Source organism: Phosphitispora fastidiosa, from assembly GCF_019008365.1.
Classification (GTDB): Bacteria; Bacillota; Thermincolia; order Thermincolales; family UBA2595; genus Phosphitispora; species Phosphitispora fastidiosa.
The window spans coordinates 47,942-62,559 of the sequence record NZ_JAHHUL010000010.1; the positions used below are offsets into that span (position 1 = coordinate 47,942).

At 49.3% G+C, this 14,618-nt stretch carries 12 protein-coding genes and 1 tRNA gene; 11 read left to right on the top strand and 2 right to left on the bottom strand.

Features of this window, described 5'->3' with window-relative positions:
• Window positions 1-36: 36 nt before the first annotated feature.
• Window positions 37-3,015 (top strand): diguanylate cyclase, encoded by a 2,979-nt coding sequence (locus Ga0451573_RS10465; protein ID WP_231683978.1) that lies wholly within the window; start codon window positions 37-39, stop codon window positions 3,013-3,015.
• Here the strand turns inward: Ga0451573_RS10465 and Ga0451573_RS10470 are convergent.
• A complete protein-coding gene (locus tag Ga0451573_RS10470) occupies window positions 2,989-4,212 on the bottom strand; it encodes an amidohydrolase family protein (RefSeq protein WP_231683980.1) in 1,224 nt (407 codons plus the stop codon). The two genes, Ga0451573_RS10465 and Ga0451573_RS10470, sit on opposite strands and share 27 nt — an antisense overlap.
• Before the next feature lie 210 nt (window positions 4,213-4,422).
• Between Ga0451573_RS10470 and Ga0451573_RS10475 the strand changes: the two genes are divergently transcribed.
• The 3 genes from Ga0451573_RS10475 (at window position 4,423) to Ga0451573_RS10485 (ending at window position 6,836) form a co-directional block, all read left to right on the top strand.
• Window positions 4,423-4,499, top strand: a tRNA-Pro gene (locus Ga0451573_RS10475).
• Window positions 4,500-4,592: 93 nt separating this feature from the next.
• A complete protein-coding gene (locus Ga0451573_RS20075) occupies window positions 4,593-6,236 on the top strand; it encodes a transglutaminase domain-containing protein (RefSeq protein WP_231683982.1) in 1,644 nt (547 codons plus the stop codon).
• Window positions 6,237-6,344: 108 nt separating this feature from the next.
• The gene (locus Ga0451573_RS10485) at window positions 6,345-6,836 is read left to right on the top strand and encodes a rubrerythrin family protein (protein WP_231683984.1); all 492 of its coding nucleotides are present in this window, start codon (window positions 6,345-6,347) and stop codon (window positions 6,834-6,836) included.
• A 49-nt stretch (window positions 6,837-6,885) separates the two neighbouring features.
• Here Ga0451573_RS10485 and Ga0451573_RS10490 read toward each other — a convergent pair whose 3' ends face one another.
• Window positions 6,886-7,161, bottom strand: coding sequence for a type II toxin-antitoxin system Phd/YefM family antitoxin (locus Ga0451573_RS10490; RefSeq protein WP_231683986.1), 276 nt, complete (start codon window positions 7,159-7,161; stop codon window positions 6,886-6,888).
• A 240-nt stretch (window positions 7,162-7,401) separates the two neighbouring features.
• Here Ga0451573_RS10490 and Ga0451573_RS10495 point away from each other — a divergent pair, with 240 nt between their 5' ends.
• From Ga0451573_RS10495 to Ga0451573_RS10525, 7 genes are all read left to right on the top strand, one after another.
• Window positions 7,402-8,571: a P-loop NTPase family protein gene (locus Ga0451573_RS10495; protein ID WP_231683987.1), complete on the top strand. Its 1,170-nt coding sequence runs from the start codon at window positions 7,402-7,404 to the stop codon at window positions 8,569-8,571.
• A 2-nt stretch (window positions 8,572-8,573) separates the two neighbouring features.
• On the top strand, window positions 8,574-9,806 hold the full coding sequence (locus Ga0451573_RS10500) for a TadA family conjugal transfer-associated ATPase (RefSeq protein ID WP_231683989.1): 1,233 nt from the start codon (window positions 8,574-8,576) through the stop codon (window positions 9,804-9,806).
• A 9-nt stretch (window positions 9,807-9,815) separates the two neighbouring features.
• The gene (locus tag Ga0451573_RS10505) at window positions 9,816-10,565 is read left to right on the top strand and encodes a type II secretion system F family protein (RefSeq protein ID WP_231684111.1); all 750 of its coding nucleotides are present in this window, start codon (window positions 9,816-9,818) and stop codon (window positions 10,563-10,565) included.
• A 53-nt stretch (window positions 10,566-10,618) separates the two neighbouring features.
• Window positions 10,619-11,497: a type II secretion system F family protein gene (locus Ga0451573_RS10510; RefSeq protein WP_231683990.1), complete on the top strand. Its 879-nt coding sequence runs from the start codon at window positions 10,619-10,621 to the stop codon at window positions 11,495-11,497.
• Window positions 11,498-11,558: 61 nt separating this feature from the next.
• Window positions 11,559-11,759 (top strand): Flp1 family type IVb pilin, encoded by a 201-nt coding sequence (locus tag Ga0451573_RS10515; protein WP_231683992.1) that lies wholly within the window; start codon window positions 11,559-11,561, stop codon window positions 11,757-11,759.
• Between the two features lie 48 nt (window positions 11,760-11,807).
• On the top strand, window positions 11,808-12,590 hold the full coding sequence (locus tag Ga0451573_RS10520) for a TadE family protein (RefSeq protein ID WP_231683993.1): 783 nt from the start codon (window positions 11,808-11,810) through the stop codon (window positions 12,588-12,590).
• A 36-nt stretch (window positions 12,591-12,626) separates the two neighbouring features.
• Window positions 12,627-14,549 carry a Tad domain-containing protein gene (locus Ga0451573_RS10525; protein WP_231683995.1) on the top strand — a complete coding sequence of 641 codons (1,923 nt, stop codon included), beginning with the start codon at window positions 12,627-12,629 and terminating at the stop codon, window positions 14,547-14,549.
• Window positions 14,550-14,618 lie beyond the last annotated feature (69 nt).

Below are 14,618 nucleotides of genomic sequence, written 5' to 3' on the forward strand. Positions count from 1 at the left end.
GAAGGAATAACTTGACGAATTATGACAGGTGATCATATGGGAAATTATCTGGAATTCGGAACAGGTTACAGCTCTGCCGGAGAGGGATTTACTGCCGGGAAGAAAGCAGCAGAGATAGCCTTTAGGAAAATAACAAAATATAATCCAACAATGGTAATGGTTTCCTGTTCGGGTGACTATAACTTGCAGCAGGTGCTGCAGGGTGTGCGCGAAATTAGCGGAGAAACCCCCCTTGTGGGAGGCACCTCAGCGGGAGAAATATGCCGCGGCTTTCATGTGGGAAGTGTGGCTGTATCTATCCTGGCGTCACCATACATTTCCGTACATATCGGTGTGGGACGGGACTTGAGCCTTAACTATCGGAGAGCGGTTGAGGAAGCCATAAACACTTCCGGAGGCGGGGACTATTTTGGTGAATACCACTCAAAAGACTCAATGAATGAGCTTGAACTTAATTATGCCAGAAAAACCTTTGCTCTGGTGTTCCTGCCCGGAGTCCCGCTGCATCAAAAATCATACTCTGCTGAAGTAATTGACATGCTCCGAAAACGGTCACTCAATGCTTTCCCAATCGTCGGCACATGTACCGGAGATGGTTTGAGATGGGAAAAAACTTACCAGTTCCACAACGGAGAAGTAATCTCCGATTGTTTCATCCTGGCCATTGTGGAAACCCACCTGAAGTTCGGCACGGCTACTTTTGTCAACCATCGCCCCACAATACTGCAGGCATCAATAACCAAAGTGAATGGCCATGATATCATGGAACTCAACGATAAACCTGCCGCCAATTATTATGCCAAACTTATTAATGTCAAAATAGATGATTTAAGGAAAGACCCACTTAAATACTTCATCCATAATCCCATGGGGATATGTGATGATTTTGGGAATTACTCCATATTAATGGGCCAGGAAATAACCCCTGACAATGGAATCCGATGCCTGAAAAAACCATATCCCAATATGGCTGTTACTGTGATGAAAGTGGGCAGTGAAGAACTGGAGGGCTCCTCTGCGGAACTTGTAGTTAAGACCATGTCCCGGGGAAAAATCAACAAACCACTGGCATTTTTGGTTTTTTCATCAGTATACAGGATGAATATCTATTCTGTGGAAGGGCTGCAAAAGGAAGTCCGGGATTCGGTTCGTGCCTTAAGGAAAAGCAACCTGTTTATTGATTATGCGGGTCTCATTGGGTATGGTGAGATTGGGGTAAATGATGAAGGGGTTTCCCGGTATTTTGATTATTCAATTACGGGACTGATGATTGCTGATGAACTAAATAGTGTCTCTGCTGTAGCCTTTAGAAACAAAATACTCTATGAGGAACTCTCTGATACAGCCATCAGGAACCAGGTTCTTTATGAAGAACTGGCGGCAGTTCACCGGTTGAGCAACCTGCTCAATTCTTCCCTGAACCTAAAATTTATCATTAATACGGCTGTGGAAACGATAGGCGATTTCTTTCAGGCAGACGGTTCTGCCGCGCTTGTATATGACAAAAGAAAGGATAGTTTCCCGATGATGGGTTTTTATCATAACAAGCGGCCCCCGAGAAAAATTAACTGGAAAAAAACTATTGAGTATTATGTTGCCAGTAAAGGAAAACCGGTAATAATCAGTAATGCTAATAAGGATTCCGATTATCGGGAAGAGGAATACAATGAGTATGTTTCCAAAGACCTAATGAACATTACAGGAGCAAAATCAATTATTTGTTCCCCGGTAACCGGCGGGGAAGAGATAGTTGGGGTTATCTGCGCCTACAGCAGGCAGGCGGATTTTTTTAATGAAGATAAAATGCAATTTCTGCAGACCCTGTCCAGCCAGATAGGAACTGCTATAGTAAATGCCCGGTTGTTTCAGCGAACCAGACTCCTGGCATGTACAGACGGGCTGACCGGGCTGTATGACCACAATTATTTCTTAAAAAACCTGTCACGGCTGCTTTTAAAAGCAATAAAGAAAAAAACCAACCTGTCCCTGATTATGATTGACCTGAATGATTTCAAATACTGTAATGATAAATACGGCCATACCGTAGGTGACGTCATTTTGAAGGAAACCGCCGATGTTCTCAGGCATAATGTGCGCAATGATGATATTATAGCCAGGTATGGGGGGGACGAGTTCGTTGTAATTCTTGCCAACGCATCAAAGGAACTGGCTTTTCAGATTGCGGAACGGATACGCTGTGAGATATCCCGGATGATTTTTACCGACCCTGAGGAAAATAAGACTTTTGGGATTACGGCATCTATTGGCATAGCCACTTTTCCGGATGATGCTTTAACTGCCAGAACCCTTATCGACAGCGCCGATCAGGCCATGTACAGAGTAAAGCGCCAGGTTAAAAACAAGTCGGAGATGTATCTTTCTGACTTTACCGAACTGGAAAAAGAGTTTACTGCATCTGAAAAGGCATTTTTTGACACCATCAAGGTGCTTATACAGCTGCTGGATTCCAGGGACCGGTATACCTGGGAGCACTCGCGCCAGGTAGCCAGCTATGCCGTGAAGCTGGCCGGGCAGATGGGGATGACCGATACCGAGAAGTACCATCTCAGGCTGACGGGTTACCTCCACGATATTGGTAAAATTCACGTACAATCGGAGATTGTAAATAAGAAGGGCCCCCTGACTGAGGATGAGTTTGCTTCATTAAAGCTTCATCCTGTTGTTGGGGCCAACCTGTTAGCGCCAATCACGGAACTGCGAAAAATAATCCCCATCGTATACCACCATCATGAGTGGTATGACGGATCAGGATACCCGGATGGACTAAAGGGTGAGGATATTCCCATAAGCGCACGTATCCTGACGGTTGTTGACGGGTTTGATGCCATGACCTCTAACCGGCCTTACCGGAAGGCCCAGCCGGTGGAATGGGCGGTAGAGGAACTGATTAGTAAGAAAGGAATCCAATATGACCCTGAGATTGTGGATGCTTTTGTAAAATGGGTAAACAGAGAAATGATAGAGCCATCAAGGAGTGAACGGAGAAAGGCCTGAAACAGGCAGGACCGCAAGAACCGGATTTTTCAGAACCTCCAGTGATTTCATTGGATTTCCGTTGACCCCGATAAGGAATGGTTTGCTGCCGGGTGCGATGACACCGGACAGCTTGGGCCGGTCGAGTATTTGTGCTGAGATGCGGGTGGCCATGGAAAGGATGGTATAGTTGTCCAACCCTGCATTGGAGTAATAGCACAATTCATCATAATAAGACGAGCCGTGAGGGACATGGTTGGCCCCGGCATCTGTACCTATGCCGATAATTACCCCCAGTGCGTGGGCTTCCCTGACCCGGGCCAGCTGTATTTCGAGGCTTTCGCTGATAACCCTGAGGTCAGCGCCATCATATGGAACAATGCCGCCGCATACCAGGTTCCCCAGAGGGGCCAGAGTTGGTATCCAGGCGGTTTTCTGTTGGGCCATCAGTTTAAGCTGGCGGGTTTCCAGAAAGTAACCGTGCTCTATGGAATCGACTCCGGCATTGACCGCTGTTTCCACAGCGGCTGCAGAGCTTACATGGGCCATAACCCTGAGCCCCAGGGAATGGGCCCGGTTAACTATCGCCGACAGCTCGGCAGTTGTGAACTGCTGTGCTCCGATGGAGCCAAATTCTTTAAAGCTTACCAGACCTGAGACCACAACCTTTAGCTGGTCGATGCCTTCCCCGGCAAAGCTGTCGATTTGGGTCAGGGCCTCATCAACCGAAGCTGCACCGGGACCCAGGAAATTTCCATAGCAGCCTTTGCGGTAGATTGCCCTTCCGGTGGCAGTGACCACAGGCCCGGGATATTTCCCGGCCATTATTTCATTGCGCACCCTGAGTCCGATATTCATCCTGTCACTACCGTCTCTGACCGAAAGCACACCGCTTTCAAGGTAGGCCAGGGCATACTGCCTGCATTTGACGTTAATCCCATTAATGTCATTCTCCCAATCCTCAATCGCCTGAAAAAGGTTTTCACTATTCATGGAAAAATGGACATGACAGTCGACCAGACCGGGCATGAGAGTTATCCCCGGAAGGGGGATCACTTCCCCGGCAAAAGCGCCTGCTTCCACAGGGGCCAGCCTGGTAATAAGACCGCTGCTAATATGCACAGCCAGGCCCGGGACGGGTTTGGCGGAGAAGCCGTCCCATATCATATCAGGTATAAGTATGTAGTCTTTTTGAGAAGACAGTTTTAAGAATTTCATCAGGTACTCCTTTTTGCTGCATTTTTCAGCCATGGTTGAGGCGGGCTCAATTAAGCGCTGCTTATTAATTCTGGATAAAGGCAGGGGGTTCCTTCTGAAATTATCTGGAATTTGTATGTAAGAGGTTGCAAAATATCTTATCAGGATATATAATTGTATATTGTCAGAAGAAAATAGTTAGAGGTTTTTAACCACAATTATACTGTCAGTCGGGATGTGGCTCAGTTTGGTAGAGCGCACGGTTCGGGACCGTGAGGTCGCAGGTTCAAATCCTGTCATCCCGACCATTTTATTGTCTGAAAACAGGTTATTGCATTTCCGCCATGGGATTTCACCAGGGGGTATGGGATAACCTTTTTTTAATGATGAGGGGTTTTGAAGTGGTATTTAACATTAACTCAGATAAGAAAATCAGATTTAGGCTTCCCGGCGCGGCGAGCCTGGGTGTAGCCGTATTGCTCCTGGTTGTGCTGTCATTTTCAGCCGGATGTGGGCCGCAGCAGAAAATTGACCGGAGCAGGAAGGCTGACAGCTTGGGATTTCAGCTTACCAGTCCCAGAAGGGGCAATTTTGCGGCGGAATCTGTTTTTGAAATCAAAGGGACAGTAGAATTGCCTGAGGAGGTCAATTATTTAATGGTGAGTGTGGCCGGAAACGGCCAGACCTCTAAGCAGTTTGTCAGGGCAGAGGGCTCGGTTTTTTCGGGCAGGGTATATCTGCCCTTCGGAAAAGGCACATATGAAGTCAGCATTCTGGCTGCAGACAGCGCCGATACCGAGTGGTTTGAGAGTCTGGCTGCTTTTGAGGTATATAATGGTAATTCCGAAACAATTAGTTTTCCCGAATACTCCCAGGTGATGTTCAGGAAGGGGATCCGGTTTACCGCGGAGCCTGCCGGAAGTGTTCCCGGAAAATTTGAACTGGCAGGGGAAATTAAGGATTACGAAGAAAATACGGCTGTACTGATCAGAAGTCAGAAGGCCGGAGAAAATGAAAAGTATGACCAGTTTGCCCGGATTCAGGGCGGGAGGTTCAGGGCTGCTGTCTATCTCCCCGGGGGACCGGGAAAATACCGGGTAGATGTAATGGTTCCCAAGCAGGGGTCGGAAAACATCTACCTGGGTGTGGCCGGATATGAAGTGGAAAACACTGCAGAGACAGTGTTTGAGCCTGTTCAGTATTACCAGGGTTATTTCCGGCGCGGGCTGCTGCTCGATGATTTTCTCAGACCGGGAATCAATACAGATAACCGGCTGGTTCTGGAAGGCTCATTTGTACCCGAGCTTTATGAGAAATACAGGGCTGAAAACACCGGGCTATATATTGAAACCAAAAAAATCGGCCCTGGGGCGGAAACCGCTCATGACTGGGTCGGGGTGGCCGAAGGGCGTTTTAAAGGCAATATCTGGCTGAGGTTCGGTCCGGGGGAATATGAGGTTTCGATAGGGCTTCCCAGTTCGGATGGCAGCCATGATATTACCTTTGTAGCCAAATTCCGGGTCGCCAACACCGGTACGGACAATATCAGGGATCTGGCCCCGGGAAGGGGTATTGAGAGTGACCATCCGGATATTATGCGCCTGTCCCGGCAGCTGACAAAGGGCAAGATTAGCGCCAGGGACAAGGCTAAGGCCATCCATGACTGGGTTGCCGGAAGCGTCTCTTATGATGTGCAGAAATCGGTCAACCTTGACTTCAGGGCAGATGATAGTGCACTGAAGACCCTAAGGACCAGAGAAGGTGTTTGTCAGGACTTCTCCTTTCTCACCATTGCCCTAGCCCGGGCAGCAGGCCTTGAGGCCAGATTTATCGGGGGGAAGACTGTTGAAAAGGGCAGGATTAACCCGAACGGCCATGGCTGGACAGAGGTAAAAGCTGATGGCAGATGGCTGGTCATGGACACCACCTGGGATGCCGGTTATATTGAGGGAGACCGGTTTGTCAGGGACTTCAGTGAGAAGTACTTTGACCCTGATCCCGCCGAATTCGCCAGAGACCATATCAGGGAAGAAATAATCTATTAAACGGGAGTTTTTTTGCAAACCCTGCAGGATATTGCTAAAAAATTCCGAAACTATAACAGGCATAATACACTTGAAGCTATACCAAAATAACTTAAAGGGGGAATTGATTTGCCAACAGACAAGAATCTGAAAGCAGCATTTGCCGGGGAGTCCCAGGCTAACCGAAAGTATCTCGCCTTTGCCAAAAAAGCAGTTGAGGAAGGATTCCCGGGAGTAGCCAAGCTTTTCCGGGCTGCTGCCGAAGCTGAGACAATACACGCCATGAGTGAGCTTAAAGCGATGGATGGCGTCAAGTCAACCGCAGAAAATCTGAAGACTGCGGTTGAAGGGGAAACCTATGAATTTACTGAGATGTACCCCGGGTTTATCAGTGAAGCTGAACAGGAAGGCCGGAAGGATGCCAAGCGGGCTTTCCATTTTGCCAATGAGGCTGAAAAGGCTCATGCGGCGCTGTATCAGAAGGCACTTGATGCTCTGGAGCAGAAGGCGGATAGTGATTATTATATCTGTGAGATATGTGGCAATCTTCATGAAGGAAGCGCGCCTGACAAGTGTTCCATTTGCGGGGCGCCCAAAAGTAAATTTAAGAATGTCGGGTAGAAACAGAGAATAAAAGAACCGGTGTGGCATAAATGCTGCACCGGTTCTTTTATTCTCTGTTATCATCAAGGCCTACCTTTAATTGCGAAAATACTTCTTCGTGCGTATAGCGCTTTTCTGTAGATTTTGCTTCCAGTTCAGCTTCCTTTAGTTTAAAGTGGACTTCATCTTTAAATAACTTGCGCTCATAGGCTTCAATGCTCAAAACAACCATGTCACCATAACCATTTTTGGTTAAAAAAACTGGCTCTGATGTTTCGTGCACAATCTTTGAAATTTCCGCAAAATTATTACGCAAATCGGAAACCGGTCTAATGTGTGGCATAATATTCACCTCTTAAATAATTATCTTAGCGCAATATTATCATAATTATGCTAAAATGTCAATTTGAGTGAATTGCGAAATGAATAATAAGGAAATAAATATAAATAAATAAAAAAAATAACAAAATTACAAATCGCTGACAGGGTTCGACAGGAAATTCTGGCAAAATTTAGTATAATATAAAATATCTTTTGTGGATTTGGCGGGATAATTCAATCAAATTAGAGGCAGGGGATATTATTGTATCAAATCAAACTGGTTTTGGCTGATTTCGACGGCAGCTACCTGGACAGGGTAACCGGATTTATCAATTCTTCGTCCTTTTGCGCCGGAATCCGGGTATCCTCCTTTACTGAGGTACAGAGGCTGGCGGATTTTCTGGCTCCGGGAGGCGAAAAAGCCGATATCCTGCTGGCACATCCGGGGTTTATCGATGCCATGCCTGATCTCAGGAGTTGTTTTGAGTTGGTGGTTATCCTGGCTGACGGCAGGGTTAACAGCGGGCTGCAGGACTATCAGACGGTTTTCAAATACCAGCCCGGGGACAAAATGCTTGGCCGCATTCTGGAAATGTATGCAGAACGGAATCCCAAGGCTGCCAAAGCAGTAGCGGGGACGAAAGAATCCCGGCTGGTTACGGTTTATTCACCTGCAGGCGGGGTTGGCAAAACATCGGCTGCCTTTGCGCTGGCCTCCAGGATGGGGGACTACGGCAGCTCGGTACTCTACCTGAACTGGGAGAGTATTAATTCCATGGCGGCAGTACTGCCCGGCACGGGTGAGTGCGGCATGACCCGGGTGCTCCTGGGACTTGGAGAGGACCCGGACACTCTGCCGCTGAAGTTTGAACTCTATAAAAAACGGTCCTCTGAATTTAATCTGGATTTTTTTGAACCCCCGGAGTCGTTTGTGGAATATTCCGAGATACAGGGTGATTTCGGACTGCTGTTTACCAAACTTAAAGAAACCGGGATGTATGATATTATTGTGGCCGACCTGGACTCAGCCATTAATGGAAGCGCTGTCAGGATTCTGGGTCTCAGTGACCATATTGTGCTGATGGTGGCTGCAGACCAGGTCTGCAGGTATAAAACGGGGGAGTTTTTCAGACAGGCCGGACACAGCGGGTTATTTCCCGGAATGATTGACCCCGTGAAACTGTTTCCGGTAGCCAACAAGACGGGCAGTGGCGGCATATTGCCGCCTGATGAATATGGTTTGCCTGATATACACAATTTACCAAATGAATATGGTTTGCCTGATAAGACCGGTTTGCCGGTGAGGTTTGCTGTTCCATACATACCTGACCTCTGGACATCTAATGAAGGTAAATTCAGTTTCGACACCGGGCAGGTGTTCCGCAGCGCCATTGACCCTTTAGCCCGGATGCTAATATCAGGGCAGGGATGACCATGCCGTCAAAGTTTTCGGAGAGCCTGTTAAACAGGATACGTGAAGAGGTAGGCAGCAGGCTGGACCTGTCCGCCGACCTGCGGGATGAGGATATCAGGGAAACTATCGCCAGAGCTGTGATGGATGAGAGCCGGGAGCGTTATCTCAGGCTGGCGGAGAAGCAGGAACTGATTTCAGCTGTTTTCAATTCCATGCGCAGGCTTGATGTGATCCAGCCTCTCCTGGAAGATGAAGCTGTTACCGAAATAATGATCAACGGCCCGGAACGGATTTTTATCGAAAAGGACGGCCAGGTACGCCGGGTGGACCTTCATTTTGAGAGCGCCGAAAAGCTGGCAAATGTCATCCAGTTCATTGTTGCCAAGGTGAACCGGACAGTTAATGAGGCCTCTCCTATAGTTGATGCCAGGCTGCGTGACGGCTCCAGGGTGAGTGTGGTCTTATTTCCGGTGGCCCTCAACGGACCGGTGATGACAATACGCAAATTTCCGGAAAAGCCCCTTTCTGTGGGGGACCTGATAAAGAGAGGCAGTATTTGTGCAGAGGCGGCCGGCCTGCTGGAGAAGCTTGTCAGGGCCAAATACAACATCTTTATCAGCGGCGGCACAGGCTCAGGCAAAACCACCTTCCTGAATGCCCTGGCGGGGTTTATCCCGGAAAATGAACGGATTATAACTATAGAAGATTCTGCGGAGCTGCAAATTGTTAATATTGAGAACCTGGTCAGTATGGAAACCCGCAATTCCAATACCGAGGGCAGGGGGGAGATAACTATCAGGGAACTTATCAAGACCTCCCTGAGAATGAGGCCGGATCGGATTATAGTTGGCGAGGTGCGCGGCGCGGAGGCGTTGGACATGCTTCAGGCCATGAACACAGGCCATGACGGGTCTTTATCTACAGGTCATGCCAACAGTTCCGGGGACATGCTCAGCCGCCTGGAAACAATGGTCCTCAGTGGAGCGCCGCTGCCTGTGGCTGTTATCAGGAAGCAGATAGCTGCCGCCCTGGATATCATCATCCACCTGGGGAGACTCCGTGATGGGTCCAGGAAGGTATTGGAGATATCTGAGGTGCAGGGTTTTTCTGAAGGTGACATCATCCTGAATACCCTGTTTGCCTTCCGGGAAAAAGGAGAAGACGGGGGCCGGGTTCTGGGCGCCCTTGAAGCTGCGGGAAACAGGCTCACCAAAACGGTTAAGGCCCGGATGGCCGGGATTGAGCTGGATTAAAACGGAGTGATGCAGTTGACTGATTATAACATATACGTGATGAATCGGGCAGAAAAAACACGCTGCATATTGCTGGCTGCAGCCGGTCTGTTTGGGGCAGGGTACATTTTTTTCAATAGCCTTCCGGCAGCGCTGGCAATGTCCCTGGGGGCGCTCCTTTATCCACGCTTTGCCGGCAGGAGGCTGGCTGAGAAAAGGAGGGCCGAACTGAACCTGCAGTTCAAAGATGCCCTTTATTCCCTTTCATCAGCCCTCAGCGCGGGTAATTCACTGGAGTCTTCTTTCCGGGAGGCTTTGAAGGACCTGAGGGTTTTATACCCGGAAAAGGATACCGCTATAGTCCGGGAATTAGAATATATCTGCAGGAAAATGGAGATTAATGAACCCCTGGAAAAAGCCCTGCATGACTTGGCGCAGAGGTCGGGGCTGGAGGATATCAACAATTTTGCCGATGTGGTTGCAATCTGCAAGCGAACCGGGGGCAACCTGGTCCAGGTGGTCAAAAACACCTCAAACATGATCAGTGACCGGATCGAAGTCAGCCAGGAGATAGAACTGCTCCTGACCAGGCAGAATTATGAGCGTAAAGTACTCAATATCATGCCTTTCGTCTTCATTGCCCTGATCAGGTTTGCCGGAGGCGGCTACATGGATGCACTGTATACCAGTCCCCGCGGCTACCTGCTGATGGGCGCAGCCCTGGCCATTCTGGCCTGCTCTTATTTTGTTTCCGGGAGAATCATGGATATTAAAGTGTGATCAGAGAGTGTGATAAAAGTGTGATCATAAATCACTGATAAGGTGTGAGGCTTTTGGAAAATCTTGTTTTCATTATAAAACAGGCTGCGGCCCTCGGACTGGCGATTTTTGTGGCGGCTCTGATGGTGATATCCCGGGACCGGAGCGCCGGTTACCGGGCCGAACTGGAGGAATACCGCTTTAAGTTCCCTTTTCTGGCCTCTGCCGGTCTGTACATCTATACAAGGCTGCCCTGGAATTTTGATGCATATAACCGAAAAATCAGGGCCAAAATTGCTGACTTGTATGGACAGCGGCGGGCGGATACCTTTTTTACGGTCCACATGGCTCAAAAAATAGCCTTGGTGATGGCGCTTGGCTTTGTTTTTATGATGGTTTCACTGTTGGGCCAAGTTGACAGATCCTTCTATTTCTTTGCAGTTTTAATCATAGTCTTGGTTTATTACCAGACAGATGCCGAACTGGACAAAAAACTGAAACAAAAAAAACGGGATATCATCATCGACCTGGCGGGATTTATCAATACCCTGGCCCTGTTGATAAATGCGGGGCTGCCGTTTTCTGCCGCAGTCCTGAAGGCGGTCAGGGATAGTGACCGGGAAAGGCCGCTGTATAAGGAAGTGAACTTCATGCTCTCCGAAATCAGCGCCGGCAAATCTGCTGCCAGGGCTTATGAAGACATGGCGTTCCGGTGTAAAGCGCCGGAGGTGACCAGGTTTGTCTCTGCTGTGCTGCAGAACCTTAACAGGGGTAACCGGGATTTGGCATATGTCCTCAGAACACTTGCCCAGGAGGCCTGGGAAAAGAGAAAGGATCTGGCCCGGAAACAGGGTGAGGAGGCTTCTGCCAAGCTGGTGTTTCCGATGGTGATGGTATTTGTGGCCATAGCTATTATTGTAGTGGCCCCGGCCATGCAGAGCATGGGCAGGTAGCAGCGGGGAGCGTTGTCATAATTCACAGCAGCCTTTGGCTGAAAGGAGGTCAGATACCAAAATGAAGCAGCTGATTACCGGGTTTTTCCGGGATGAAGAGGGCATGGAAACTATTGAAATGGTGATAATCTTAGTTGTTCTGGTAAGTATTGCCTTTATGTTCCGCAAGACAATAGTCAAGTGGTACAATGAACTGATTAGCGAGAGTATCAATACAGATGTCGGTGAGGTTAAGGATGCCCCGAGTCTGTTGAAAAAATAGCGGAGCGGTTAAGTCCGCACGGATGGAGGGGATGCCATACTGAGAAGAGTGTTTGCGGACCGCAGCGGCAGTTATACCCTGGAGGCATCACTGGTTATTCCGGTTATCCTGACAGTCCTATTGGGAATCATGTTTTTTTCCATATATATTTATGAGAAATTAGCGCTGCTGGAGACCGCGGTTTATTCCGCCAGACAGGCAGCGGGCGTATGGGATAACAGCAGGAAAAACCCGGAAACCGGTTCCCTTGGGGGAGACTTCCGGACCGACGGCCTCTACTGGAGGCTCACCGGCGACTACAGCGGGTCCTCCCTGGTGAAGCAGAAAACAGCCGGCGCCGCTGCCCTGATCAAAAACAGGCTCCGGGGCGGCGTACCCGGTGACAGAGAGCCGGCCGCTATTTCTGTGGCTTACCGCAATAGTTTGGTCCAAAGGACCGTATCTGTTGATATCAGCCGCAAGGCAGCAGTATCCCCGGCGCTGCCGGCAGGCAGGCTTGCTTCCCGGATATCGGGGAGTGCTGCTGCTGTAATTGCTGAGCCGGTGGAGTTTATCAGGACCTGGGAACTGGCTGCCGGGTACATCAGTGAAGCGAAGAATTTCCTCACTGATTTTGCCGCCGAAAAGGCCGCAGCCGGGGACTCCAAAACAATTATTGCCAGTGCTAAAAGTGATGTCAATGGCAAAAGGGTCTACCATTATCCTGGCTGCAGGCATATCGGGAACATGAAGCAGGAAAATATTCTGGAGTTTTCTTCCGTAGCTGAAGCAAATGCCGGGGGATACCATATTTGTGTTGACTGTGCCAAGAGTATCATCGGGCGCAAATAGTATCATCGGGCGCAAATAGAGATTCAGGAGTGGAAAATGCTGTTGAAGTGGAAAACGCTGTTAGCAAAGCAGGAGCGGGGCACAATTACAATTTACCTGGTGATTGTATTTACAGCAATTCTTTTCTTTACCGGACTGTTTGTGGACCTGGCCAGAATCAAAGCGGCCCAGAACCACCTGCGGAGAATTGCCGACAGCTCGGCGCGTTCCGTGATGGCAGATTATCATCCGGGACTGAAGAGCGGGTATATGTTGTTCGGAGCCAACCGGTCTGACTTTGCGGCGGATTTCAAAAAATATGTCACCGCAAATCTTCCGGACAGTACCCGGAGAGATTTCCGGCTGCTGGATTTGAGGTATGAAGAGGGGAATATTTATCTGACCCGTCCCGTCAGCCGGAAAGAGGTGCTCAGACAGCAGATCCTTGAGGCCATGAAGTACCGGGCCCCGGTTGATATTACCAGGGAGCTTATTGATAAGTTTCGCCAGATAGGGGAGATGGCCAGGTTTTTTGATGTCAATAATGAAAAAAGAAAGAGTTACTCCAAGATAAATGAAAAGCTGACAGGCATCCATGAGAATAACCTGAAAATTAAAGGCTATAAAAATGAGCTGCGGGAGAATAAAACAGAACTGATTAATGTCAAAAGGGAAATAACCCGGCTCCGGAACTCGGAATCCGGGGGCGATAAGGTCAGGCTGGGTGAACTGATGCAGAGGAAAACCCGACTGGAAGGTAAAATGACCGCAAGCCGCTCGGCGATTGCGGGGGAAGTAGACAAGACTGAGATTGCCAGGAACGAAATCGAGCAGGAGATCAAAAAGCTGGAGGAATTCCCCGATGCGGAGGTTTACCGGAACTACGGTCCTGCCGGAGGCGGGACTGCGGTCACCGGTGAGGACATGGTCAACCGGGGCCTGGATACATTTCTGGACCGGCTTTCCCTAGACCTGCAGGGGATTGATACCAATGTGACGCAGACCAGGGAAGCCCTGAAATCAGAGGCCCGTACCCAGGAAGCAGATGACCGTGTTTTTGAGAAAATGGGTATTGAGGCGGCGACAAAGGCTTATGAAAGAATCTCAGCAGCCGTGAAAACCCCGGTTTCCCCGGAAACGGGCGGGACAGCCCAACACGCGGAGCAGCTGCGGGATGAAATCGAGCAGTACGAATCAGGAACAGATGAGATTGAGGCGCTCTTTTCTCCTGAAGTTATCGATGGGGATGTGAAAAGGTTTGCGGACAGGTATGGTTCCAGGGCAGATTCCATCTCAGGCCTTTTCCGGAAGATTTTCGGCATTATTAATGTAGGGGAGCGGTTAACCGAGCTCAGGGATGAAATTTATATCAATGAGTATGTGCTGACCTATTTTTCGTTTCTCACCTCCCCGCCCAAGGGGTCCCCCCCTTACCCTTACCGGAACACCGAAGCCGAATACATCTGCTATGGAACCGGGGCGCCCATAGCCCTGGCGGTAAGTGAGCTTTACTTTACCAGGTTTGCCCTGGACAGTGCGGCATATTTCGCCTTCAGCAAGGCGCCAGCCGACCTGTTGGCCAGGACGGTTTATTCCCTCATCATGGGAGCCCTTGAAGCTGCGGCAGATACATATAAGCTCTTAATTGCACAGGAAAGTGTCCCGGTTGCTTCCATGTTCCCTGATAATCCGCTGGAAAGAACCCCGCCGCTGAGCTATAAGGACCACCTGAGGCTGTTTATGCTGCTGCATTCCGCTGAAGAGGCAAAGCTGGGCCGAATCGACGAACTCGTCAGGGAAAGGTCCGGTATTGATACCGGGGCACTGCCGACCCTGGCTGATGGCTATATAACGGTCTCGGTGAAAATGTGGTTTCTGCCCCTGGCGGGGTTCGGCAATCTGAAGGCAGGGCCGTTTGATACTGAGATCAGGGAGGGCAGGTGTTATATCACCAAAGAGGTTGAGTTTGGATACCAGTAGGCTTTCGGAAATGACCGGGAATGGAATATGGTGAGCTGTTGTACTGATTTTCCGCAGCGCCGCCGGAGA

Coding starts and splice junctions, on each gene's coding strand:
- Ga0451573_RS10465 (WP_231683978.1), top strand. CDS start 37: ATGGGAAATTATCTGGAATTCGGAACAGGTTACAGCTCTGCCGGAGAG.
- Ga0451573_RS10470 (WP_231683980.1), bottom strand. CDS start 4,212: ATGAAATTCTTAAAACTGTCTTCTCAAAAAGACTACATACTTATACCT.
- Ga0451573_RS10490 (WP_231683986.1), bottom strand. CDS start 7,161: ATGCCACACATTAGACCGGTTTCCGATTTGCGTAATAATTTTGCGGAA.
- Ga0451573_RS10500 (WP_231683989.1), top strand. CDS start 8,574: ATGCCGTCAAAGTTTTCGGAGAGCCTGTTAAACAGGATACGTGAAGAG.
- Ga0451573_RS10505 (WP_231684111.1), top strand. CDS start 9,816: ATGCAGTTGACTGATTATAACATATACGTGATGAATCGGGCAGAAAAA.
- Ga0451573_RS10515 (WP_231683992.1), top strand. CDS start 11,559: ATGAAGCAGCTGATTACCGGGTTTTTCCGGGATGAAGAGGGCATGGAA.
- Ga0451573_RS10525 (WP_231683995.1), top strand. CDS start 12,627: ATGCTGTTGAAGTGGAAAACGCTGTTAGCAAAGCAGGAGCGGGGCACA.